The 24170-nt window shown below is 66.4% G+C and carries 21 protein-coding genes and 3 tRNA genes; 10 read left to right on the top strand and 14 right to left on the bottom strand.

All coding sequences use genetic code 11. The annotated features are described in order from the left end of the window. Positions 1-26: 26 nt before the first annotated feature. The 4 genes from ACQY8B_RS12705 to ACQY8B_RS12720 form a co-directional block, all read right to left on the bottom strand. A complete protein-coding gene (locus ACQY8B_RS12705; protein ID WP_422087023.1) occupies positions 27-1493 on the bottom strand; it encodes a malonyl-CoA decarboxylase in 1467 nt (488 codons plus the stop codon). Positions 1494-1521: 28 nt separating this feature from the next. Then, the gene (locus ACQY8B_RS12710; RefSeq protein ID WP_422087024.1) at positions 1522-2190 is read right to left on the bottom strand and encodes a GntR family transcriptional regulator; all 669 of its coding nucleotides are present in this window, start codon (positions 2188-2190) and stop codon (positions 1522-1524) included. Positions 2191-2314: 124 nt separating this feature from the next. After that, positions 2315-3145, bottom strand: a complete 831-nt coding sequence (gene lgt, locus ACQY8B_RS12715; RefSeq protein ID WP_422087025.1) for a prolipoprotein diacylglyceryl transferase — start codon at positions 3143-3145, stop codon at positions 2315-2317. Between the two features lie 75 nt (positions 3146-3220). Beyond that, a complete protein-coding gene (locus ACQY8B_RS12720) occupies positions 3221-4165 on the bottom strand; it encodes a LysR family transcriptional regulator (RefSeq protein WP_422087026.1) in 945 nt (314 codons plus the stop codon). Between the two features lie 103 nt (positions 4166-4268). Here ACQY8B_RS12720 and ilvD point away from each other — a divergent pair, with 103 nt between their 5' ends. After that, positions 4269-5963, top strand: coding sequence for a dihydroxy-acid dehydratase (gene ilvD / locus ACQY8B_RS12725; protein WP_422087027.1), 1695 nt, complete (start codon positions 4269-4271; stop codon positions 5961-5963). Positions 5964-6075: 112 nt separating this feature from the next. On the opposite strand, the gene ACQY8B_RS12730 is transcribed toward ilvD, so the two are convergent. Beyond that, complete coding sequence (locus tag ACQY8B_RS12730) at positions 6076-6327, bottom strand: TIGR04438 family Trp-rich protein (protein WP_422087028.1); 252 nt, start codon at positions 6325-6327, stop codon at positions 6076-6078. Between the two features lie 107 nt (positions 6328-6434). On the opposite strand from ACQY8B_RS12730, the gene ACQY8B_RS12735 reads away from it, so the two are divergent. Further along, the gene (locus ACQY8B_RS12735; RefSeq protein ID WP_422087029.1) at positions 6435-6749 is read left to right on the top strand and encodes a c-type cytochrome; all 315 of its coding nucleotides are present in this window, start codon (positions 6435-6437) and stop codon (positions 6747-6749) included. Positions 6750-6768: 19 nt separating this feature from the next. On the opposite strand, the gene ACQY8B_RS12740 is transcribed toward ACQY8B_RS12735, so the two are convergent. After that, positions 6769-7284: a LapA family protein gene (locus tag ACQY8B_RS12740; protein WP_422087030.1), complete on the bottom strand. Its 516-nt coding sequence runs from the start codon at positions 7282-7284 to the stop codon at positions 6769-6771. Between the two features lie 137 nt (positions 7285-7421). Beyond that, positions 7422-9419 carry an acetate--CoA ligase gene (gene acs, locus ACQY8B_RS12745; RefSeq protein WP_422087031.1) on the bottom strand — a complete coding sequence of 666 codons (1998 nt, stop codon included), beginning with the start codon at positions 9417-9419 and terminating at the stop codon, positions 7422-7424. 157 nt (positions 9420-9576) lie between these two features. Here acs and ACQY8B_RS12750 point away from each other — a divergent pair, with 157 nt between their 5' ends. Beyond that, positions 9577-10215, top strand: a complete 639-nt coding sequence (locus ACQY8B_RS12750) for a YqhA family protein (RefSeq protein WP_237680148.1) — start codon at positions 9577-9579, stop codon at positions 10213-10215. Positions 10216-10228: 13 nt separating this feature from the next. On the opposite strand, the gene ACQY8B_RS12755 is transcribed toward ACQY8B_RS12750, so the two are convergent. After that, positions 10229-11146, bottom strand: coding sequence for a LysR family transcriptional regulator (locus ACQY8B_RS12755; RefSeq protein WP_422087032.1), 918 nt, complete (start codon positions 11144-11146; stop codon positions 10229-10231). Positions 11147-11247: 101 nt separating this feature from the next. Here ACQY8B_RS12755 and ACQY8B_RS12760 point away from each other — a divergent pair, with 101 nt between their 5' ends. Then, a complete protein-coding gene (locus ACQY8B_RS12760) occupies positions 11248-11865 on the top strand; it encodes an NAD(P)-dependent oxidoreductase (RefSeq protein ID WP_422087033.1) in 618 nt (205 codons plus the stop codon). 89 nt (positions 11866-11954) lie between these two features. On the opposite strand, the gene fumC is transcribed toward ACQY8B_RS12760, so the two are convergent. Next, positions 11955-13352: a class II fumarate hydratase gene (gene fumC, locus ACQY8B_RS12765; protein ID WP_422087034.1), complete on the bottom strand. Its 1398-nt coding sequence runs from the start codon at positions 13350-13352 to the stop codon at positions 11955-11957. 503 nt (positions 13353-13855) lie between these two features. Here fumC and proV point away from each other — a divergent pair. The 6 genes from proV to ACQY8B_RS12795 are packed head-to-tail and all read left to right on the top strand — an operon-like array spanning position 13856 to position 20571. After that, on the top strand, positions 13856-15124 hold the full coding sequence (proV, locus tag ACQY8B_RS12770) for a glycine betaine/L-proline ABC transporter ATP-binding protein ProV (RefSeq protein WP_422087035.1): 1269 nt from the start codon (positions 13856-13858) through the stop codon (positions 15122-15124). Positions 15125-15145: 21 nt separating this feature from the next. Continuing rightward, complete coding sequence (gene proW, locus ACQY8B_RS12775) at positions 15146-16327, top strand: glycine betaine/L-proline ABC transporter permease ProW (protein ID WP_422087036.1); 1182 nt, start codon at positions 15146-15148, stop codon at positions 16325-16327. A gap of 17 nt (positions 16328-16344) precedes the next feature. Continuing rightward, positions 16345-17361: a glycine betaine/L-proline ABC transporter substrate-binding protein ProX gene (gene proX, locus ACQY8B_RS12780; RefSeq protein ID WP_422087037.1), complete on the top strand. Its 1017-nt coding sequence runs from the start codon at positions 16345-16347 to the stop codon at positions 17359-17361. 56 nt (positions 17362-17417) lie between these two features. Beyond that, a complete protein-coding gene (locus ACQY8B_RS12785) occupies positions 17418-18971 on the top strand; it encodes a fumarate hydratase (RefSeq protein ID WP_422087038.1) in 1554 nt (517 codons plus the stop codon). 1 nt (position 18972) lies between these two features. Further along, positions 18973-19767, top strand: coding sequence for a glutamate racemase (gene murI, locus ACQY8B_RS12790; RefSeq protein ID WP_422087039.1), 795 nt, complete (start codon positions 18973-18975; stop codon positions 19765-19767). A gap of 30 nt (positions 19768-19797) precedes the next feature. Next, positions 19798-20571, top strand: coding sequence for a hypothetical protein (locus ACQY8B_RS12795; protein ID WP_428745022.1), 774 nt, complete (start codon positions 19798-19800; stop codon positions 20569-20571). Between the two features lie 13 nt (positions 20572-20584). On the opposite strand, the gene ACQY8B_RS12800 is transcribed toward ACQY8B_RS12795, so the two are convergent. The 5 genes from ACQY8B_RS12800 to lon form a co-directional block, all read right to left on the bottom strand. Next, positions 20585-21226, bottom strand: coding sequence for a DUF6806 family protein (locus tag ACQY8B_RS12800; RefSeq protein WP_422087041.1), 642 nt, complete (start codon positions 21224-21226; stop codon positions 20585-20587). A 20-nt stretch (positions 21227-21246) separates the two neighbouring features. Next, positions 21247-21338, bottom strand: a tRNA-Leu gene (locus ACQY8B_RS12805). Between the two features lie 99 nt (positions 21339-21437). Next, positions 21438-21511: transfer RNA gene (locus ACQY8B_RS12810), tRNA-Cys, on the bottom strand. A gap of 63 nt (positions 21512-21574) precedes the next feature. Beyond that, a tRNA-Gly gene (locus tag ACQY8B_RS12815) sits at positions 21575-21650 on the bottom strand. A gap of 65 nt (positions 21651-21715) precedes the next feature. Beyond that, positions 21716-24157, bottom strand: coding sequence for an endopeptidase La (lon, locus tag ACQY8B_RS12820; protein WP_422087042.1), 2442 nt, complete (start codon positions 24155-24157; stop codon positions 21716-21718). Positions 24158-24170: the final 13 nt, after the last annotated feature.

The following is a 24170-nucleotide window of genomic DNA, read 5'->3' on the forward strand; positions in this document are numbered from 1 at the left end:
TTTGCTGTTGCGCTCTTTTTCGGACTTCAGCCTTTTTTGAAGAACAGGCTTTCGATGTCTCCCGACACTGCCACCTTGCCGTCCGCCAGCCAGGTGCGATGTTTGTCCAGCCGCTTGAGGTCGTAGAGGTAATTGACCATCAGACCGTACGACTGCTTATGTCCCTTGGGCGAAGGGTCTCCCGCCCAGTTCAGGCGTTCGACGCGCGCGCCGTTGCCCAGGTGGAAGCGCGCGACCGGGTCGGCCGGCGTGCCGTCGACCAGCGCCCGGCCCAGGTATTCGGCGGCGGCCTGCATGAGCCATTGGCGCAGCGGCGACTTGGGCTCCAGGCCGTTGGCCGCATCCACGGCGGCGAGCAGGCGCTCCGCGGTGGGCGGCATCGAACCGACGAGCCGGCCGAGCTCGGCTTCGCGCTTTTCGTCCAGCCGCGGCAGCAGCTCGGCCGCGTTCTTCGCGAGCCAGGTGCGAAAGCCCGGAATCGGCGACAGCGTGGCAAAGGTCTTCAGGCGCGGCAGCTCGTCCTGCAGGGTCTCTACCACGCGCTTGATGAGCGAGTCGCCGAAGCTCACGCCGCGCAGGCCGTTCTGCGTGTTGCTGATCGAATAGAAGATGGCGGTGGTGGCCTTGGCTGGCAGCACTGGAACCGCGGCCTCGTCGAGTAGCGGCGTGATGCCGTCGCTGATGCGGTCGACCAGCGCCACCTCGACGAAGATCAACGGCTCGTTGGGCAGGCGCGGATGGAAGAAGCCGTAGCAGCGGCGGTCGCTGTCGTCGAGCCGGTTTTTCACGTCGGACCAGCTCTTGATGTCGTGCACCGCCTCGTAGCGGATGAGCTTCTCGATCAGCGAGGCCGGCGAGTCCCAGTCGATGCGGCGCAGCTCGAGGAAGGCCACGTCGAACCAGGTGGAGAACAGGTGCTCCAGTTCGGCGTCCAGCGCAATCAGGCGCTTGTCGGCCTTCAGGCACGGCAGCAGGTCGGCGCGCAGGTCGACCAGAAAGCGCATGCCCTCCGGCTCGACCGCAAAGCGCTGCAGCAGGCGCATGCGCGGCGACACCAGCGCGCGGCGCAGGCGCAGCTCGGCCTGGCCTTCGTCGGGCGTGCCGACCGCCGCCTGGTGCTGGTCGCGGGCGACCTTGAGCTTTTGCGCGTCGGCGGCGAAGTGCTCGCTCATCAGCGCCCAGTAGTCGCGGCGCTCCTCGGCAGTGGCGGCGCGGTAGGCGTCCGCGATGGCATGCGCGCGGCGCCCGCCCTCGACCTCGCTCACGCGCGGATCGATCACCGCCTGCAGCTCGGCCAGTACGCGGCGCAGGGCGCGCGGCGACAGGGCCTCGTCGGCCTTGCGCAGCGTGACCTGCAGGCGCTCGGCGGTGGAGCGCACGCTGGGCTTGGGGGCGCTCCTGGGCGCACTCTTTACCGTGCTCTCCGGCGCCACCGGCACCTTGGAGCTTTCACCGGGCCGCAGCCGGGCCTGGAACCATTCGGTCGCACTCATCGGGGGACTCCAATGCTCGAGGGGATACTCACGACATCACCCTGGATTTCTGATGGCGCATCACTTCGCGCAGCGCCTCGCGCTGGCGCAGCATGTGGGTGCGCATGGCGGCGTCGGCGCCTTCGCTGTCGCGTGCCTTCAGGGCCGCAAAAACGGCCAGGTGCTCCGACAGGCTCTGCTCCAGCCGGCCAGGCGCATGCAGCTGCTGCAGGCGCGCGAGCTTCAATATCTTGCGCAGGTCGCCTATCACCTGGGCCAGCCACTTGTTGTCGGCGAGCGTGATGATCGCCTCATGGATGATGTGGTTGGTGGCGTAGTAGTCGTTGATGCGGCGCGCCTTGGCATGGCGCACCAGCCGTTCGTGCAGCGCGTCCAGTTCGTGCAGTTCGGCATCGCTCGCGTTACGGGCGGCCTCGTAGGCGCAGCGGCCTTCGAGCAGCGCGATGACCGGGAATATCTCGTCGAGGTCGCGCTCGGTCACCTCTCGTACGAAGCAGCCGCGGCGCGGCTCGTGCCGCAGCAGGCCTTCGGCGGTGAGCACCTTGAGCGCCTCGCGCAGCGGCGTGCGCGAAATGGAAAGCCGCTCGCACAGCGCGGCCTCGTCCACGAAGCTGCCGGGCGCCAGCGTGCCGTCGAAGATCTGCTCGCGCAGCGTGGCGGCGACTTCGTCGTGCAGGGAGTTGGGGACCAGGCGCATGAGAGTCGTCGGAGCGGGGCCGCGTAATTTCCTGTAATTACGCGTAATTCTGAGCTTGCACGCGAGCCGGCGCAAGGCGGCGAACCCGCTGCGCGGGCTGGGACTTACCCTGCGAACTTCCGGGTCAAGCGCGTGCGGTAGCCGCGGTCTTGCCGCCGCGGCCGAACCAGAACCACAGCGCGATGCCAACAATGACCATCGGCACGCTGAGCCATTGGCCCTGGCTCAGGTTGAGCGCCCGCAGGCCGAGGAAGTCGTCGGGCTCGCGGAAATACTCGGCAATGAAGCGCAGAGCGCCGTAGCCGATCAGGAACACCGCGGCCACCTGCCCCTGCTTGCGCTCCTTGCGCGCATAGATCCACATGATCGCGAACAGCAGCAGCCCTTCGAGCAGGAACTGGTAGACCTGCGACGGGTGGCGCGGCAGCATCGAGCCGCTCTGCGGAAACACCATGCCCCAGGGCAGGTCGGGGCTGCTGAAGCGGCCCCAGAGTTCGCCGTTGATGAAGTTGCCCACGCGGCCGGCGGCAAGGCCGGTCGGCACGCAGGGCGCGACGAAGTCCATCACCTGCCAGAACGGCCGCGCGCGCGAGTGCGAGAACCACACCATCGCGCCGATCACGCCGAGCAGGCCGCCATGGAAGCTCATGCCGCCCTGCCAAACGTAGAGAATTTCGAGCGGATGCGTGAGGTAGAACTCGGGCTTGTAGAACAGGCAGTAGCCGAGCCGCCCGCCGACGATGACGCCCATCACGCCCAGGAAAAGTATGTCCTCGATGTCCTTGCGCTGCCATGCACCCGCGCCCACCAGCGAGCGGTACGGCTCATGGCGCAGCCGGCGCGTGCCGAGAAAATAGAACAGCGCAAAGGCGGCCAGGTAGGTCAGGCCGTACCAGTGGATGGCCACCGGCCCCAGTTGCAGGGCGATGGGATTGATCTGCGGATACATGAGCATCCGCAGATTGTGCCCCGGCCGGATGTCGGGGCCGGGGCGGGGATATTCGGCCTGAGGCCGCCGTCCAGACGTCCGTCAGGCCAGCCCCGCGCCGCGCTCGCGCACGAAGGCCACGAATCGCGCGAGCGCTGGGTTGGCGGCCTCCTCGGGCCACACAAGGCTGGTCTCGCAAGCCGGCAGCACCGGCGCATTGCGATGCCGCGCGGCCGGGGCGAACTCTTCGGCGCGCCGGTACACGACACCCGCGCGCCGGAACTGCGTGACGCTCTCGGGCACCCAGGCCACGCCGATGCCGCCGGACACGAGATTGACGATGGTCTGCATCTGGATCGCCTCCTGTCCCAGCAGCGGCGCGCGGCCGGCTGCGTGGTACAGGTCGAAGATGGCGTCGTGCAGCGAAGGCACGATACGGCGCGGGAACAGCACCAGCGGCTCGGCCAGCACATCGGACATCAGCAGTTTGGGCACGTGGGCCAGCGCATGCCGCTCTGGCAGCGCAAGCACGAGCGGCTCCTGCGACACCACCAGCCGCGCAAGCCCCGGCGGCGCCGCGCCGGGCGAATGCAGCATCAGCCCGGCATCGATCTCGCCGCGCGCGAAGGCTTCGAGCTGCACGTCGCCGGTGGCCTCGACCAGCTCCAGCGCCACCTCGGGGCACAGCACCCGAAATTCGCGCACCCAGGCCGGCAACTGCTCGAAGCCCACGGTCGAGACAAAGGCGATGCGCACGCGCCCCACCTGCCCTGCCGCCGCCGCGCGCGCCCGTGCCGGGAGCGCCTGCGCGCGCGCCAGCAGTTCGCGCACGTCGGGCAGCAGCGCCTCGCCGGCCGGCGTGAGCGCCACGCGCCGGCGGGTGCGATCGAACAGCACCACGCCCAGCGCCTTCTCGAGCTGGGCAATGGCCTGGGTCACCGGGGGCTGCGTCATGTGCAGGCGCAGCGCGGCGCGGCCGAAATGCAGTTCTTCGGCCACGGCCACGAACTGGCGCCAGGCCCGCAGGTCGATCAGGCTTTCTTTCATATGCCAAGCATATCAATCGACAGCAAAAAACGGATTGGAACCAATCAATCAGAAGTCCGATACTTGGGCTCCCCCCGATCTCCCCCACGACAGAAGAGACACCATGGACACCAAACCGATCCAGATCAACCGCCGCAGCGCCAACATCGTCGAAGGCAAGAGCCGCGCGCCCAACCGCTCCATGTTCTACGCCATGGGCTACGAGGAAGGCGACTTCAAGAAGCCGATGGTCGGCGTCGCCAACGGCCACAGCACCATCACGCCCTGCAACTCGGGCCTGCAGAAGCTGGCCGACGCGGCCATCGCGGGCATCGAGGAGGCCGGCGGCAACGCGCAGGTGTTCGGCACGCCCACCATCTCCGACGGCATGGCCATGGGCACCGAAGGCATGAAGTACTCGCTGGTGAGCCGCGAGGTCATCTCCGACTGCATCGAGACCTGCGTGGGCGGCCAGTGGATGGACGGCGTGCTGGTGGTCGGCGGCTGCGACAAGAACATGCCCGGCGGCCTGATGGGCATGCTGCGCGCCAACGTGCCGGCCATCTACGTCTATGGCGGCACCATCCTGCCGGGCCGCTACAAGGGCCAGGACCTGAACATCGTCAGCGTGTTCGAAGCCGTGGGCCAGAACGCCGCCGGCAACATGAGCGACGAAGACCTGCACGAGATCGAGAAGCGCGCCATTCCCGGCACCGGCTCGTGCGGCGGCATGTACACCGCCAACACCATGTCGAGCGCATTCGAGGCGCTGGGCATCTCCCTGCCCTACTCGTCGACCATGGCCAACCCGCACGACGAAAAGGCCAACTCGGCCAAGGAATCGGCCAAGGTGCTGATCGAGGCGATCAAGAAAGACCTGAAGCCTCGCGACATCGTGACCAAGAAGGCCATCGAGAACGCGGTGGCCGTGATCATGGCCACGGGCGGTTCGACCAACGCGGTGCTGCACTTCCTGGCCATCGCGCACGCGGCCGAGGTCGAATGGACCATCGACGACTTCGAGCGCATGCGCAAGAAGGTGCCCGTCATCTGCGACCTGAAGCCCTCGGGCAAGTACCTCGCGGTCGACCTGCACCAGGCCGGCGGCATTCCGCAAGTGATGAAGGTGCTGCTGAAGGCAGGCCTGCTGCACGGCGACTGCATCACCATTTCGGGCCAGACCATCGAAGAAGTGCTGAAGGACGTGCCGGACGTGCCGCGCGCCGACCAGGACGTGATCCGCCCGATCGACAAGCCGATGTACGCGGAAGGCCACCTGGCCATCCTGAAGGGCAACCTGTCGCCCGAAGGCGCCGTGGCCAAGATCACCGGCCTGAAGAATCCCGTCATCACCGGCCCGGCCCGCGTGTTCGACGACGAGCAGTCTGCGCTCAAGGCCATCCTGGACGGCAAGATCAAGGCCGGCGACGTGATGGTGCTGCGCTACCTCGGCCCCAAGGGCGGCCCGGGCATGCCGGAAATGCTGGCCCCCACGGGCGCGCTGATCGGCGCGGGCCTCGGCGAAAGCGTGGGCCTGATCACCGACGGCCGCTTCTCGGGCGGTACCTGGGGCATGGTGGTGGGCCACGTCGCGCCGGAAGCGGCAGCGGGCGGCACCATCGCCTTCGTGAACGAGGGCGACTCGATCACCATCGACGCGCATGAACTGAAGCTCGAGCTGAACGTGTCCGAAGCCGAGATCGCCAAGCGCCGCGAAGGCTGGAAAGCACCGGCACCGCGCTACACGCGCGGCGTGCAGGCCAAGTTCGCGTTCAATGCCTCGAGCGCCAGCTCCGGCGCAGTGCTCGACAAGTTCTGACCAAGGCTATTGCGAGAACACCGAGGAACCGGCTCCGCCGGGCCTCAGGTGTTGCCACCGGCACGGGGAAGGCGAAGCGGACACGAAGTGCCGCGCAGCCTGGGGGCGAGCCCTACCTGCGGCGCTGGCCGTTGGTGGGCTTGATGCCCATGTTGGTCTTCTGGCGGTCGATGCGCGCCTGCTTGCGCCTGTCTTCCCGCTCCATGATCCTGCGCTTGGTGTAGCCCGACGAATCGGCCCATGCCCACCATGCGAGGGCCATCGCGAACGGCGACAGCACGATCCACCAGCTCCAGCCGGCGACCATGCCGACTTCGAGATACTTCAGGGCCAGGCCGAGCAGGCCCAATGCCAGAAACCACATCGCGAATCCCTCGGGGTTGTATTGGCAACGCTGAGGGACGCCGTGCACGGCGCTACCTACAATCGCGTTGAGTCGAATGTAACCCAGCCCTTACGAAATAGATTCCCATGAAAAGAGTACTGATGACGGCAGCCCTGGGTCTCGGCCTCGGCGTACTCGCCGCGCCCGCCTTCGCCGATCTGGCACTCGCCACCTCGAAGAACTGCATGAGCTGCCACGCTGTCGAGCGCAAGGTGCTCGGGCCCTCGTTCAAGGACGTGGCCGCGAAGTACAAGGACGACAAGGGCGCGGTCGACAAGCTGGCCAGCAAGATCATGAAGGGCGGCTCCGGCGTTTGGGGACCGGTGCCGATGCCGGCCAACAACCAGGTCAGCGAAGCCGACGCCAAGAAGCTCGCGGCCTGGGTGCTGCAGACGAAGTAAGGCTAAAGGCGCCGCCGCATCAGCCCTGCGGGTTGATGTCGGCCGGCATCACCACCGGCGACAGCGGCCGGCGCTCGATGCGGTCCTCGAGCTGGCCGATATGCGCGGCCACCGTGTTGTCGGTCTGGTCGGAACGCAGCCGCACCGAGGTTTCGAGCTGATCGATGCGCGCCAGCAGCGCGGCTTGGCGGTCGGCGTTCTGCGCCATGTGCTTGTTCTCCTGCGCCTCCAGGAAATTGCGCAGTTCGGTGAAGCGGGAAGCCTCGGCCTTGTCGGCCAGATCGCGCTGGGCCTGCATTTCCTTCGTATGACGCTTGGTATCGATCAACACCGAGCTGTGCAGGTACAGCACATAGACCAGGAAGAAGGCCGCCAGCACCACGGTCAGGCCCAGCATGATCAGCCCCAGCGGCGCCGATACGGTCATGAAGCCCAGCCACACGTCGGTGGGCGCGGACAGCGTGCCCCAGTTCAGCGCGGCGAGTGCCGCGATGAGCAGCACGATGACAAAAAGAAAAGCAGATCTCACGCCCATGGGGGCCTCCTTCGGAAAGATCGAACACATTGGAGACAGCCGCGCGCATCGAGGCGCACGGTCACTCCAATGGTTTTACCTCAGCCGGAGGCCGTCCACGGGCTCATTGCCCCACAGGGGGCCACGTCCTACAGCCGTCAGAGCTTTTCGGCCAGCTGTTCCAGGATGGCCGGGTTTTCCAGCGTCGAGGTGTCCTGCGTGATGGCCTCGCCCTTGGCGATGCTGCGCAGCAGGCGGCGCATGATCTTGCCGCTGCGCGTCTTGGGCAGGTTGTCGCCGAAGCGGATGTCCTTGGGCTTGGCGATAGGACCGATTTCCTTGGCGACCCAGTTGCGCAGCTCGTTGGCGATCTGCTTGGCTTCTTCGCCGGTCGGGCGGCCGCGCTTGAGCACGACGAAGGCGCACACCGCCTCGCCGGTGACGTCGTCGGGGCGGCCCACCACGGCGGCTTCGGCCACGAGGTCGGTCTTGGACACCAGCGCCGACTCGATTTCCATCGTGCCCAGGCGGTGGCCCGAGACGTTCAGCACGTCGTCGATGCGGCCGGTGATGCGGAAGTAGCCGCGGTCTTCGCTGCGCACCGCGCCGTCGCCGGCCAGGTAGATCGTGCCGCCCATTTCTTCGGGGAAATAGCTCTTCTTGAAACGCTCGGGGTCGTTCCAGATGGTGCGGATCATCGAGGGCCAGGGCCGCTTGATGACCAGCATGCCGCCCGCGCCGTTGGGCAGGTCTTTACCCGTCTCGTCGACGATGGCGGCCATGATGCCCGGCAGCGGCAGCGTGCAAGAACCCGGCACCAGCGGCGTGGCCCCCGGCAGCGGCGTGATGACGTGGCCGCCGGTTTCGGTTTGCCAGAAGGTGTCGACGATGGGGCAGCGCTCGCCGCCGATATTGCGGTGGTACCACATCCACGCCTCGGGATTGATCGGCTCGCCGACCGAACCAAGGATGCGCAGGCTGGTGAGGTCCCAGTTCTTCGGGTGCACCTTCTCGTCGCCCTCGGCGGCCTTGATGAGCGAGCGGATGGCGGTGGGCGCGGTGTAGAACACGCTGACCTTATGCTTCTCGATCATCTGCCAGAAGCGGCCCGCGTGCGGGAAGGTCGGAATGCCCTCGAACACCACCTGCGTGGCGCCGGCCGCCAGCGGGCCGTAGGCGACGTAGGTGTGGCCGGTGATCCAGCCGATGTCGGCGGTGCACCAGAAGACGTCTTCGGGACGGATGTCGAAGGTCCAGTCCATCGTGAGCTTGGCCCACAGCAGGTAGCCGCCGGTGGCGTGCTGCACGCCCTTGGGCTTGCCGGTGGAGCCCGAGGTGTAGAGGATGAACAGCGGATGCTCGGCATTCACCGGCACGGGTGCGCACTCGGTGCTCTGCCCTTTCAGCGCCTCGTCGAAGGTCTTGTCGCGGCCTTCGACACGGGTCCACGCAGTGGGCGTGCGCTCGTACACGAACACGGTCTTGATCGACTCGCAGCCGCCCAGCGCGATGCCGTCGTCCACGATGGCCTTCAGCGGCAGTTCCTTGCCGCCACGCAACTGATAGTTGGCCGTGATGACCGCCACCGCGCCCGCGTCGATGATCCGCTCCTGCAGCGCCTTGGCCGAGAAGCCGCCGAACACCACGCTGTGGGTGGCGCCGATGCGCGCACAGGCCTGCATGGCGATGACGCCCTCGACCGTCATCGGCATGTAGATGACGACGCGGTCGCCCTTCTGGATGCCCTGCGCCTTCAGCGCGTTGGCGAACTGGCTCACGCGGGCCAGCAGTTGCTTGTAGGTGACGTTGGTGACGGTGCCGTCGTCGGCCTCGAAGACGATGGCGGTCTTGTTCTCGACCGGGGTGCCGATGTGCCGGTCGAGGCAATTGGCGCTGGCGTTGAGTTCGCCGTCGCCGAACCACTGGTAGAACGGCGCGTTCGACTCGTCGAGCGTCTTGGTGAACGGCTTGGTCCACTGCAGGTTGTCCTTGGCCAGGCGGGTCCAGAAACCGTCGAAGTCCTGTTCGGCCTCCTTGCACAGGGCCTCGTAGGCGGCCATGCCGGAAATGCGGGCGCCGTCGGTGGCGCGGGCGTCGGGCGGGAACACGCGGTTCTCGACAAGGACGGATTCAATGTTCTTCGATGCGCTGCTCATGCTCTATGTCTCCTGGATGGATGCGGCCGTAATGTCGGCGTGCCCACTTACGGGGCACTGACGGGTCGGTGACTGCCCGATGTTAGTTCGCGGGGTTATCACGAGTGCGACACGGGGACACCCCTAGAATCCCCCGTCCCAAACAACCGCCCTCCAGATGTCCGCTCCCGATCCTTTCGACACCCGGAACCCGCCCGTACCACGCCGCGGTTCGCCGCTTCGGCCGCTGCCCAAGCTGATTTTCGCGAGCCGCTGGCTGCAGTTGCCGCTGTACCTGGGCCTGATCGTGGCGCAGGCGGTTTACGTGGTGCATTTCCTGGTCGAGCTGCTGCACCTGGTGGAAGCCGCCTTCGGCAGCAAGGAAGCGCTGCAGGCGCTGATCACCAGCATCGGCTACAAGACCACCGCCCCGGTCGGCACGCTGAACGAGACGGTGATCATGCTGGTGGTGCTGGCGCTGATCGACGTGGTCATGATCTCCAACCTGCTGATCATGGTGATCGTGGGCGGCTACGAGACCTTCGTGAGCCGCATGGACCTCGAAGGCCACCGCGACCAGCCCGAATGGCTGAGCCACGTGAACGCCTCGGTGCTCAAGGTGAAGCTGGCCACCGCCATCATCGGCATCAGCTCCATCCACCTGCTGAAGACCTTCATCAACGCCGACAACTACACCGACCGCGTGCTGATCGCCCAGACGGTGATCCACATCGCGTTCCTGTTCTCGGCCATGGCCATCGCCTACACCGACAAGCTCATGACCTCGTCGGCGCCGCACGGCGACGACCGCCACTGAGTTTTTCTTGTACCTAGCCTGCGTGCGGCAGATCCCACGCGGGCACTTCGGTGAAGCGCCCTGCCAGGAAGTCGAGCATGGTGCGCAAGGTGGCCGGCATGTGCTTGCGAGAGGCGTAAACCGCATACATGCCGACGACCTGCGGCTCGAAATCGGTGAACAGCGGCACCAGTTCCCCTGCCTGCACCAGTGCCGAGGTCAGGTAGGTCGGCAGCATCGCGATGCCCGCCCCCGCCCGCGCCAGTTGCATCAGGCTGGCCGCGTCGTTGGTCGACACGTTGCCTCCCACGGCCACCGAAACCGGCTCCCCATCTTCCTTGCGCGTGAAGTTCCACAGGCTGCGCCCGAAATAGGAATGCGTGAGGCAGTTGCGCTGGGCCAGCTCTTCCACCCGCATCGGCCTGCCCTGCTCCTTCAGGTAGCCCGGTGAAGCGCAAACCACAGAGCGGCAATCGGTGAGCCGACGCGCGATCAGGTTCGGGTCGATTTCCGCGGCCACGCGAATCGCGAGGTCGATGCGCTCGTCCACCAGGTTCACCGAGCGGTCGAGCAGCACCAGGTCGACCGCCACGCCGGGATACAGCCTCACATACTCAGCCACGGCCCCGGCCAGTTGCGCCTGCGCGAACGAGGTACTGGCCGTGATGCGCAGCTGACCGCGTGGCGCCTCGGCGGGGTGCCGCACCGCGGCCTGCATGTCGCCCGTGAGCTCCAGCACCTGGCGGCAGCGCGGCAGCAGTTCTTCGCCTGCCGCGGTGAGACTCAGCCGGCGTGTCGTGCGATGCAGCAGGCGGGCGCCGGTCCACTGCTCCAGTTCGGCCACATAGCGCGTGACCACGGGCCGTGACATGTCGAGCTTGTCGGCGGCCGCGGAGAGGCTGCCCGAATCGACCACGTTGACGAACACCCGCATTGCATTCAATCTATCCATTTGCACGATTTTAGGAATAAACAAGCGCGCAAATCGAGGTGTTTCTTTCGAAAGCAGAAACCTAAGATGCGGCTCATCCCATCCACTTTCTGGAGATCACCATGAGCCACATCGCCATCATCGGCGCCACCGGACGCGCCGGCAGCCAGCTTCTCGAAGAGGCCCTGCGCCGCGGCCACACCGTCACCGCCATCGCCCGCAAGGCCAGCGCCAAGCTGGCCGGACGCGCCAACGTCAAGGCCGTCGACCTCGACGTGCTCGACGCCGCCGCCCTCGAAAAAGCCCTGGCCGGCCACGACGCCGTGTTCAGCGCCGCGCACTTCGCCACCGTGCCGCCGGCTGCCATCATCGAGCCGGTCAAGCGCGCAGGCGTGAAGCGCCTGCTGGTGGTCGGCGGCGCCGGCAGTCTGTTCGCGGCGCCCGGCCTGAAAGTGATCGACACGCCCAACTTCCCCGATGCCTACCGCGCCGAAGCCTCGGCCGGCGGCGTGTTCCTCGACGCGCTGCGCAACGAGAAAGATCTCGACTGGACCTTCCTGTCGCCCTCCGCCGAGTTCGTCGAAGGCGAGCGCACCGGCAAGTTCCGCCTGGGCAAGGACGACCTGCTGGTGAGCGCCGAAGGCCGCAGCTGGATCACCTTCGAGGACTACGCGATCGCGTTCATCGACGAGCTGGAAAAGCCCGCTCACTCGCGCCAGCGCTACACCATCGGATATTGAGGCTCGCCCCCAGGCTGCGCGCACTTCGTGTCGCTTCGCCAACCCCCTGCCGGGGGCGGGCCCCACGAAAGAGCCAGGCCGTAACGAAGTTAGCGGCCGGTCATGTTCTCCGGCACCACCCACGCATCGAACTGCTCGGCCGTCAGGTGGCCCGAGGCGATCGCCGCCTCGCGCAGGCTGGTGCCTTCCTTGTGCGCCTTCTTGGCGATGTAGGCCGACTTGTCATAGCCGATGTGCGTGTTCAGCGCCGTCACCAGCATCAGCGAGCGCTGAACCAGCTCGGTGATGCGTTCGCGGTTCGGCTCGATGCCCACGGCGCAGTGGTCGTTGAAGCTCACCATGCCATCGGCCAGCAGGCGCACGCTCTGCAGGAAGTTGTGCGCCACCATCGGGCGGAATACGTTCAGCTCGAAGTTGCCCGAGGCGCCGCCGATGTTGATGGCCACGTCGTTGCCGAACACCTGCGCGGCCAGCATCGTGACGGCCTCGCTCTGGGTCGGGTTGACCTTGCCCGGCATGATCGACGAGCCCGGTTCGTTCTCGGGAATGCTCAGTTCGCCGATGCCGCTGCGCGGGCCGCTGGCGAGCCAGCGCACGTCGTTGGCGATCTTGTTCATGCTGGCCGCCAGCGTCTTCAGCGCGCCGTGGGCATGCACCAGCGCATCGACGCTGGCCATGGCTTCGAACTTGTTCGGCGCGGTCACGAACGGCAGGCCGGTGATCTTCGCCAGCTCGGCGGCCACCTGTTCGGCGTAGCCCTTGGGCGCGTTGAGCCCCGTGCCGACGGCCGTGCCGCCCAGCGCCAGTTCGCTCAGATGCGGCAGCGCGGCGCGCACATGCGCCTCGCCGTGGGCCAGTTGCGCGACGTAGCCCGAGAACTCCTGGCCCAGCGTGAGGGGCGTGGCGTCCTGCAGATGGGTGCGGCCGATTTTCACGATGTCCGCGAAGTCCTTCGACTTCTGCTCCAGCGCGCCGCGCAGCTTGGCGATGGCGGGCAGCAGCTTGTGCGTGATGGCTTCCACCGCGGCCACGTGCATGGCGGTCGGGAACACGTCGTTGCTCGACTGGCTGCGGTTCACGTCGTCGTTGGGGTGCACGAGGCGGCCTTCGCCGCGCTCGCCGCCGAGCAGTTCGCTCGCGCGGTTGGCCAGCACTTCGTTGACGTTCATGTTGGTCTGCGTGCCCGAGCCGGTCTGCCAGACCACCAGCGGGAACTCGCCCGGGTGCTTGCCGGCGATGACTTCGTCGGCGGCCGCCACGATGGCGTTGGTCTTCTTCTCGTCCTGCAACCCCAGCGCGTGATTGACCACGGCCGACGCGCGCTTCACCTGGGCCAGCGCCTTGATGATTTCGCGCGGCTGCTGCTCGCCGGAGATGTCGAAGTTCTGCAGCGAGCGCTGCGTTTGCGCGCCCCACAGCTTGTCGGCCGGCACGTCGATCGGTCCGAAGGTGTCGCGCTCGGCACGGGTCTTGGGGGAAGTCGTCATGAGAAAAAGCTCCGCGTTCAAGAAAATCGCGCCGCTTTCCGGCGCGACGCAGAGTATCGCGCCAATAGGAGTAGCTCTCATCTGACGAGGCCATTGCGCCGCCGCTGACAGGCTGATACCTGCCAGCGCCTTGACCTCATCATGCCGAAAAGTTATGATCTGGGCCTTCTGACGACCGACAAGTCATGATGATGACAGCGTCGGTCAAGCCTTCACTACTCGCGGATCACCGAATCCCGTCGCGGTGCAAGGTTCCCCCGCCGGGCCAAGCCCGGCAACCCGGGCGGATCTTTCCGTCCCCATTGCCACGCCAAGCTCATCCAGGCGGCGCCCCTCGACCAGGCCCGCCGCTCTGCGATTGAAGCATCCGGCGGGCACTGGTTTCGTCGCCAAGTCGTCTTCAGTGCCTGTCGGCAGCCCATCGAATGGGCTGGGGGCGTGGTCGCGTCGTCCTTTCGGGGGCGGCGATCTGTCAACCCTTCACACGAAAGGAGCCCCGACGTATGGCCAAAGGAATTCTCATCGACCATGTTTTCAAGGTGTTCGGCGACGAGCCCGAGCAAGCACTGGAACTGGTCCGCCAAGGTCTGTCCAAGAAAGAAATCCTGGCCCGCACCGGCCAGTCGATCGGCGTGTTCGACGCCACTTTCGAAATCCAGGCCGGAGAAATCTTCGTCATCATGGGGCTCTCGGGTTCGGGCAAGTCGACGCTGGTGCGCCTGCTGAACCGGCTGATCGAGCCGACCGCGGGCCGCATCGTGATCGACGGCGCCGACATCAACGAACACTCCGACGCCCGCCTGCGCGCGCTGCGCCGCAAGGACATCAGCATGGTGTTCCAGTCGTTCGCGCTGATGCCGCACATGACGGTGCGCGAGAACACCGCCTTCGGCCTCGAACTCTCGGGCACGGGCAAGAAGGAACGCCTGGCGCAGGCCGACAAGGCGCTCGCACAAGTGGGCCTGTCGGGCTGGGGCGCCAGCTACCCGGACGAGCTTTCCGGCGGCATGCAGCAGCGCGTGGGCCTGGCGCGCGCGCTGGCCTCCGACCCGTCGATCCTGCTGATGGACGAGGCCTTCTCGGCGCTCGACCCGATCATCCGCACCGAAATGCAGTCCGAACTGCTGCGGCTTCAGCAGGAGCAGCGCCGCACCATCGTCTTCATCTCGCACGACCTCGACGAAGCCATGCGCATCGGCGACCGCATCGCGATCATGAAAGACGGGCAAGTGATCCAGGTCGGCACGCCCGACGAGATCCTGCGCAGCCCCGCCAACGACTACGTGCGCAGCTTCGTGCGCGGCGTGGACGCGGCCGCCGTGTTCAAGGCCGGCGACATCGCGCGCAAGCAGCTCACCGTGGTCAGCGAGCACCCCGAGCGCGGCGCGCGCGCGGCACTCAAGCAACTGGAAGACCAGGACCGCGACTTCGCCTACGTGACCAGCCCGAACAAGCGTTACCTGGGCACCGTGTCCGCCGAAACCCTGCGCGCGGCGCTCGACGGCCATTCCGGAGCGCTCGGCCTGCGGCACGCGTTCCTCAATGACCTGGGCGTGATCGAAGCCGACGCACCCGTGGCCGGCCTTTTCGGCCAGGTGGGCCAGGCGCCTTGCGCGGTGCCGGTAGTGGCCGCAGACGGCCGCTTCTGCGGTGCGATCAGCAAGACGACGCTGCTGAAGTTCCTCGACCGCGACACACCGCCGATCGACCCCGCGCACCAGCCGCAGCAGCAACCCGCCGCCGTGCCTGCAGCAGCCACCGCCACGGCCTGACCGATTTCGAAGGACCTCCAGATGAACGACACCACACTGCCCTCCGAACTCGCGCCCCTGAACGACGCTGCCTCCATGCTCGCGACGCCCGCTCCGGTGACGACGCCAGTCGATCCGTGGGAAGCCCTGTCCGCCACGCCCGACCCCGCGTCGACCAGCGCCTGGCTCGACGCACCCGTGCCCGCCAATGCGGCGCACCAGCTGGCCGGCCAGGCCGATGCCGCCAGCGGCGGCTTCCAGCTGCATCGCCTGTGGGACGGCTCGCTGCCCGTCGAATCCTGGATCAACCAGGGCCTGGGCTGGGTGGTCGAGCACTTCCGCCCCTTCTTCCAGACCGTGCGGCTGCCCATCGACAGCACGCTCAACTCCGTGCAGAGCCTGCTGACCGGCCTGCCCACGCTCGCGATGATTGCGTTGATCGGCCTGTTCGCCTGGCAATTCGCCGGCCGCGCGCTGGCCATCGGCACCACCGTGGCGCTGCTGCTGGTGGCCATGCTGGGTATCTGGCCCGAAGCGATGGTGACGCTGTCGCTGGTGCTGACCTCGCTGGTCTTCTGCATGGTCATCGGCCTGCCGCTGGGCGTGCTGCTGGCCAGCAGCGATCGGGCGCAGCGGATCATGCGGCCGGTGCTCGACGCGATGCAGACCACGCCCGCCTTCGTGTACCTGGTGCCGGTGGTGATGCTGTTCGGCATCGGCAACGTGCCCGGCGTGATCGTCACCATCGTCTTCGCGCTGGCCCCGCTGGTGCGCCTGACCAACCTCGGCCTGCGCCAGGTGCGCCCCGACCTCATCGAAGCCGCGCGCGCCTACGGTGCCTCGCCCTGGCAGATGCTGGTGAAGGTGCAGCTGCCGCTGGCCATGCCGTCGATCATGGCGGGTATCAACCAGGCATTGATGCTGTCGCTGTCGATGGTGGTGATCGCCTCGATGATCGCCGTGGGCGGCCTCGGCCAGATGGTGCTTCGCGGCATCGGCCGGCTCGACATGGGCCTGGCGACTGTGGGCGGACTGGGCATCGTGCTGCTGGCGATCTCGCTGGATCGCCTGACGCAGGCCATGGGCAAGTCGCGCCGCGCCGGCGGCCGCCGCTGGTGGCACACCGGGCCGGTGGGCTTCGCGCTGCGTGTGCTGCAACGCGCCGTGGCGCCGGGCCGTACCGCTGGCGAACCGGCACCCGCCCTGTCGGCCCAGGCGCAATGACCGGAGGACACCAACGCATGACAAAGAAGACCAGTCTCATCGCACGCGGCCTGCTGGCCCTTGCCTTCGCGGCCTCCGGCATGGCGGCCCAGGCGAGCAACGACCTGCCCGGCAAGGGCGTGACCGTGCTGCCGCTCAAGAGCTCGCTCGCCGAGGAAGCTTTCCAGACGCTGCTGGTGATGCGCGCGCTCGAAAAGCTCGGCTACACCGTCGAGCCCATGAAAGACCTGGAGCCGGCCACCGAGCACCTGGCCATCGCCAACGGCGACGCCACTTTCATGGCCAACCACTGGAGCCTGCTGCACGCCGACTTCTACAAGAACAGTGGCGGCGACGCCAAGCTGTGGCGCAAGGGCGTGTACTCCGACGGCGCGGTGCAGGGCTACCTGATCGACCGCAAGACGGCCGAGCAGTACGGCATCAGCAACATCGCGCAACTGAAGGACCCGGCCATCGCCAAGCTGTTCGACGCAGACGGCGACGGCAAGGCCGACCTCACGGGCTGCAACCCCGGCTGGGGTTGCGAACTGGCCATCGAGAACCACCTGACGGCCTACCAGCTGCGCGACACCGTCACCCACAAGCAAGGCAGCTACGCCGCGCTGATGGCCGACACCATCGCCCGCTTCAAGCAGGAAAAGCCGGTGCTGTATTACACGTGGACGCCGTATTGGGTGAGCGCCGTGCTGCGCCCGGGTACGGACGTGGTGTGGCTGCAGGTGCCCTTCTCTTCTTCGCAGGGCGAAGGCGGGAACGTCGACACGCAGTTGCCGAACGGCAAGAACTACGGCTTCCAGGCCAACCAGGAGCAGATCGTCGCGAACCGGGCCTTCGTCGAGAAGAACCCCGCGGCGGGCAAGCTGTTCGAGGTCATGAAGCTGCCGATCAGCGACATCAACGCGCAGAACCTGCGCATGAGCCAGGGTGCCAACACGCAACAGGACGTGGAACGGCACACCGACGGGTGGATCAAGGCGCACCAGCAGCTGTTCGACGGGTGGATCGCCGAGGCGCGGGCCGCGGCGGCTCCCTAGGCAGTGGGCTGAGATAATCGGGGGGCGTTTTCACATTCCTAAAAAAGCCCCCCACCATGACGACCACGATCCAGCAGGCCGACCTGATCGAATCGATCAGCGCCGCGCTGCAGTACATCAGCTACTACCACCCCGCCGACTACATCGCCCACCTGGCCCGCGCCTACGAGCGCGAACAGAGCCCCGCGGCCAAGGACGCCATTGCGCAGATCCTGACCAACAGCAAGATGAGCGCCACGGGCCAGCGGCCGATCTGCCAGGACACCGGCATCGTCAACGTGTTCCTCAAGGTGGGCATGGACGTGCGCTGGGGCGGCTTCACCGGCAGCCTCGACGACGCCATCAACGAAGGCGTGCGCCGCGGCTACAACCACCCCGACAACACCCTGCGCGCCTCGGTCGTGGCCGACCCGCAGTTCGACCGCAAGAACACCAAGGACAACACGCCCGCAGTGATCTTCACGGAGATCGTTCCGGGCGACAAGGTCGAAGTCACGGTCGCGGCCAAGGGCGGCGGCAGCGAGAACAAGAGCAAGCTGGCCATGCTGAACCCCGGCGACAGCGTGGTCGACTGGGTGCTCAAGACCGTGCCTACCATGGGCGCCGGCTGGTGCCCGCCGGGCATGCTGGGCATCGGAATCGGCGGCACCGCCGAGAAGGCCGCGCTGATGGCCAAGGAAAGCCTGATGGACGACCTGGACATGCACGAGCTCCTGGCCAAGAAGAAGTCGGGCGCAGAGCTGAGCAAAGTCGAGGCACTGCGCATCGAGCTGTACGAGAAGGTCAACGCACTGGGCATCGGCGCGCAGGGCCTGGGCGGCCTGGCCACCGTGCTCGACGTCAAGATCCAGATGTACCCCACGCACGCGGCGAGCAAGCCCGTGGCGATGATCCCCAACTGCGCCGCCACGCGCCACGCGCACTTCACGATGGACGGCAGCGGTCCGGTCTACCTCGACCCGCCATCGCTCGACCTGTGGCCCGACGTGAACTGGGCCCCTGATGAGAAGAAGAGCAAGCGCGTCGACCTCGACAAGCTCACGCCCGCCGAAGTGGCGAGCTGGAAGCCCGGCGACACCCTGCTGCTGAACGGCAAGATGCTGACCGGCCGGGACGCAGCGCACAAGCGCATCCAGGGCATGCTGGCCAAGGGCGAGAAGCTGCCGGTGGACTTCACCAATCGCGTCATCTACTACGTCGGCCCGGTCGACCCGGTGGGCGACGAGGCCGTCGGCCCCGCCGGCCCCACGACCGCCACGCGCATGGACGGCTTCACCGAGATGATGCTGGCCGAGACCGGCCTGATCGCCATGATCGGCAAGGCCGAGCGCGGCCCGGTCGCCATCGAGGCCATCAAGAAGCACAAGAGCGCCTACCTCATGGCCGTGGGCGGCGCCGCCTACCTGGTCAGCAAGGCCATCAAGACCGCCAAGGTGGTCGGCTTCGAGGACCTGGGCATGGAAGCCATCTACGAATTCGACGTGGTCGACATGCCCGTGACGGTGGCGGTCGATGCCGGCGGCACCAGCGCGCACATCACCGGCCCGGCCGAGTGGCAGAAGCGCATCGCCAGCGGCGAGTTCAAGACCATCATGATGGAAGAAGCCTGAGTTGAGCCCGATAGGCGTCTTCGACAGCGGGGTCGGCGGCCTCAGCGTGCTGGCCGCGCTGCGGGCCGAGTTGCCGCAAGAGAACTTCGTCTACTTTGCCGACACGGCCTTCGCGCCGTACGGCGAACGCGGGGACACCTACGTGATCGAGCGCTCGCGCGCGGTGGTCGAACAGCTGCGGCGCGAGCACGGCATCAAGGCGCTGGTCGTCGCATGCAACACCGCCACGACCGCCGCCATCCACCTCATGCGCGCCGAGCACCCCGACCTGCCGATCGTCGGGCTGGAGCCCGGCCTCAAGCCCGCCGTGGCAGCCAGCCGAACGGGGCATATCTCGGTGATGGCCACGCGCGGCACGCTGGCCAGCGCCAAGTACGCGGCCTTGCGCGCATCTTTCGCCGGATCGGCCGAGGTGCGATCGGTGCCCTGCGACGGGCTGGTGAAGGCCATCGAAGGCTTCGACGCCGCGGGCATTTCTGCCTTGTGCGAGCGCTACATGAAAGAGGCCGGGCCTTTCGGCGACGGCCCCACGCAGGTCGACACGGTGGTGCTTGGCTGCACTCACTATCCGCTCGTGAAGGACGAACTGCGCCGAAACGCGCCGGCCACGCTGCGGTTCATCGACACCGGCGTGCCGGTCGCGCAGCAGACCCGGCGCCTGCTGGCTTCGGCAGCCCGGCTCGCGGACAGCGGCAACGGCGGGCTGCGCCTTGAAAGCAGCGGCGATGTCGCCGTGCTCGAAGCCGCCGCGGCGCGCTGGCTCGGGCTTGCCGCCCGCACCGCCACTTCAGCCTGATCGGACTCCATCATCTCCATGCGTTCCCGGATGCGCCACGCCGCCCTCTTCCTGAGCCTTCTGCTGGCCGCCGGCCTGAGCCACGCGGCCTGCGAGAGCGGCCTGGCCGAACGCATGCATGCCAAGCTGTACCCCAAGCGCCCGCTCGACGAGCGGCTGGCGGCGTGCAAGGTCTGGCCGGCCTTTCCGGGGCGCAGCATCGTCGTGCTGCCGCTGCCCCGCGAGACCACCGACAACGGCGCCAAGGTGTTCGACCTCGAACTGCTGCTGATCCAGCGGCCCGACAACGGCAACACCGAGCGCGACACGGTGATCGGCCGGCTCTTCCAGCCCGAGGCGCTCGACGAGGACGCCACCACGTCGATCCAGGACATCCGCATCGACACCTCGCGCTACGTGCTGGCATCCGACGCCCGCGCCTTCGGCGTGCGCGTGCGCTACCGGGGCACCAGCGCGCCGGGCAGCCCATTGGCGAGCGAGACGGTGCGCCTGTACGTGCAGCACGGCAAGCAATTCCGCCAGGTGCTGCAAGAGGTCGAGCTCGACCACGACAACGGGGGATGGGATTCGACATGCACCGGTCACTTCGAGAAGCTGCGCACGATGCTCTCGATCGGCAAGACGACGAGCAACGGCTTTGCCGACCTGCAGCTGTCGCGCACGCTGGTGCAAAGCCGCGCGCAGCAAGAGGAAGACCAGGGGTGCGTGGAGAAGGCGCTGCCCGCGAAGTTCAGCACCGTGACGCTGCGCTACGACGGCGAGCGATTCAAGGTGCCGAAGTCGCTGCTGCGGCAGGCACCCTGAAGTCTTTTCGATCTCAGTGCAGGTGACGCGGACGGCGCCCGCCGCCATGCCCACCGCCGCTGCCCCCGCTGCCGGGGCCGCCCGTGCCGCGCGGGCGCTTGCCGATCTCCAAGGAGTTCACCAAGGCGTCAAAACGGTCGCTGAAGAGGCGATCGATCTCGGAGACGACCCCACCCAGCTCGGCACCGTCGAAGTGGCGTTCCATGAGGTTCACTACGTCTTCCACCAGCAGGTCGCGCTGCACCTGCATGATGGCGGCCGGGTTGGGGCCGACGAAGAGCATCAGGAAGTCGTCGCGCGACTCTTCTTCGGGGTCGCCCTCTTCCTCGTCGAAATCGGTGTCGTAGAACGTGACCTCGATGGCCGCACCACGGTCAGCCAGCTCGTTCAGGCCCATGCACATCTCATCGAGCGCCTGGCGGAAGTCTTCGTCGCCCGGCACCGTCCAGCAGATCTGGAGCATGTGCTCCTTCTGCTCGAAGCGGATGCCCGGCTCTTCTTCGTAGGTGCTGGTGGCGCCGTCGGCCAGCGACTTGGCGCCGGCGTACTTCCACAGAGGCTTGAGCGCCTCCTGGATCTGGTCGAAGCTCACGTCCGCACGCAACGGCACATCGCCGTGCACATGGATCTCAAATGGAGCGTTGTAGCGAGGCATCGAATGCTCCCTTGTAAATGTGGTACCCGGAACGGGGGTCGAACCCGTATGCCCCGATTAAGGAAGCGGCGGATTTTAAGTCCGATGTGTCTACCAATTTCACCATCCGGGCGTCAGGTTGAACATCGACGATAACCCAAACAAAACAAGCCCCGGCAACGATGGTTGGCGGGGCTTGGTGATCGGGGTCGAATCGAGTTGAACGAGAGGGTGGAGGCGCGACCCGGAGTCGAACCGGGCTAGACGGATTTGCAATCCGTTGCATAACCGCTTTGCTATCGCGCCACGCAGAAAAACGAAATCGACCTAGCGAAAAAAAAGGAAGCTGGAGCTTCCCTTTTTCAAAACTGGAGCGGGAAAAGAGTCTCGAACTCTCGACCTCAACCTTGGCAAGGTTGCGCTCTACCAACTGAGCTATTCCCGCGTTTCAAGCCTCGAATTATATACCAATATTTCGGGGCTCTGAAAGTTTTGCGATCAATCGATCGATCAATGTTTGACCGAGCCTTCGGAAGCAGGTGCCGCGGCGCGCTGCTTGGCCAGTTCGGCCACTGCAGCAGCCGATGCGGCCACTTCTTCGTCAGAGAGTGCCTCGGGCATCTTCTCCAGCGCGATCTCGAGCACCTTGTCGATCCACTTCACGGGGACGATCTCGAGGCCGTTCTTCACGTTCTCGGGAATGTCCTGCAGGTCCTTGGCGTTCTCTTCCGGGATCAGCACGGTCTTGATGCCACCGCGCAGCGCGGCCAGCAGCTTTTCCTTCAGGCCGCCGATGGCCGTGACCTCGCCGCGCAGCGTGATCTCGCCGGTCATCGCGACATCGCTGCGCACGGGGATGCCCGTGAGCGCCGACACGAAGGCCGTCGTCATTGCCGCGCCCGCGCTCGGGCCGTCCTTCGGCGTGGCGCCGTCGGGCACGTGGATGTGGATGTCGCGCTTCTCGAACACCTCGTCTTTGATGCCAAGGCGGCGCGAGCGGCTGCGCACCACGGTGCGCGCGGCCTCGACCGATTCCTTCATCACGTCGCCCAGCGAACCGGTGCGGCTGATCACGCCCTTGCCGGGCATCGTGACCGCTTCGATGGTCAGCAGATCGCCGCCGACCTCGGTCCACGCAAGGCCGACCACCTGGCCGACCTGGTTCTGCTTCTCCGCGAGGCCGAAGCTGTACTTGCGCACGCCCAGGAACTCGTTGAGGTTCGCGCCATCGACCGTGACCTTCGGCGTGAGCTGCTTGAGCAGCAGGCCCTTCACCACCTTGCGGCAGATCTTGGACAGCTCGCGCTCGAGCGAACGCACACCCGCCTCACGCGTGTAGTAGCGCACGATGTCGCGCACGGCCTCTTCGGTGACGAAGAGCTCTTCGTCCTTGACGCCGTTGTTCTTCATCTGCTTGGGCAGCAGGTACTTGATTGCGATGTTCGTCTTCTCGTCTTCGGTGTAGCCCGAGAGGCGGATGACTTCCATGCGGTCCAGCAGCGCCGGCGGAATGTTCATCGAGTTCGAGGTGGCGACGAACATGACGTCGCTCAGGTCGAAGTCGACTTCCACGTAGTGGTCGCCGAAGGTGTGGTTCTGCTCCGGGTCGAGCACCTCGAGCAGCGCGCTCGAAGGGTCGCCACGGAAGTCCGTGCCCAGCTTGTCGATTTCGTCGAGCAGGAACAGCGGATTGCGCGTGCCGATCTTGCTCAGCCCCTGCAGCACCTTGCCCGGCAGCGCGCCGATGTAGGTGCGGCGATGGCCGCGAATTTCGGCTTCGTCGCGCATGCCGCCCAGCGCCATGCGGGTGTACTTGCGGCCGGTCGCCTTGGCGATCGACTGCCCGAGCGAGGTCTTGCCCACGCCCGGCGGTCCGACCAGGCACAGGATCGGCGCCTTGACCTTGTCGACGCGTTGCTGCACCGCGAGATATTCGAGGATGCGGTCCTTGACCTTCTCCAGGCCGTAGTGGTCGGCGTTGAGCACGGCTTCGGCATTGGCCAGGTCGTGCTTGATCTTGGTCTTCTTGCTCCAGGGCAGGCCGATCAGCACGTCGATGTAGTTGCGCACCACGGTGGCTTCGGCCGACATGGGCGACATGAGCTTGAGCTTCTTGAGCTCGCCCTCGGCCTTCTTCAGGCCTTCCTTGGACATCTTGGCGAGCTTGATCTTCTTCTCGATCTCCTCGATGTCCGCGCCCTCTTCGCCTTCGCCGAGCTCCTTCTGGATGGCCTTGACCTGCTCGTTGAGGTAGAAGTCGCGCTGGTTCTTTTCCATCTGGCGCTTCACGCGGCCACGGATCTTCTTGTCGACGTTCAGGATGTCGACTTCGCGCTCGAGCTGGCCAAACAGGTTTTCCAGGCGGGCCTTGACGTCGTCGAGGTCCAGCACGGCCTGCTTGTTGTCGAGCTTGAGCGGCAGGTGCGCGGCGATGGTGTCCGCGAGGCGGCCCGGATCGTCGATGCTCGAGATCGAGGTCAGGATCTCGGGCGGAATCTTCTTGTTCAGCTTGACGTACTGGTCGAACTGCTGCATCACCGCACGGCGCAGCGCCTCGACCTCGGTACCCTTCTCGCCGCCTTCGGGCGCCTCGACGGGCGTCACGTTGGCCGAGAAATGGGTTTCGCCGTCATCGATACGGTTCACGCGGGCGCGCTGCTGGCCTTCGACCAGCACCTTCACCGTGCCGTCGGGCAGCTTGAGCATCTGCAGGATGGTCGAGACACAACCGACCTCGAACATGTCCTCGACCGAGGGCTCGTCCTTGGCGGCGGCCTTCTGGGCCACCAGCATGATGCGGCGCTCCGCCTCCATGGCCAGTTCGAGCGCCTTGATGCTCTTGGGGCGACCCACGAAGAGCGGGATCACCATGTGGGGAAACACCACGACGTCGCGCAGCGGCAGCAGCGGCAGGTCGAGGGCTTCGGGAGGCAGAGGGGTATGGCCAGACATGCAGATCCTTCGC

The sequence above is a fragment of the Variovorax sp. genome, from assembly GCF_965279555.1.
In the GTDB taxonomy this organism is placed as follows: domain Bacteria; phylum Pseudomonadota; class Gammaproteobacteria; order Burkholderiales; family Burkholderiaceae_C; genus Variovorax.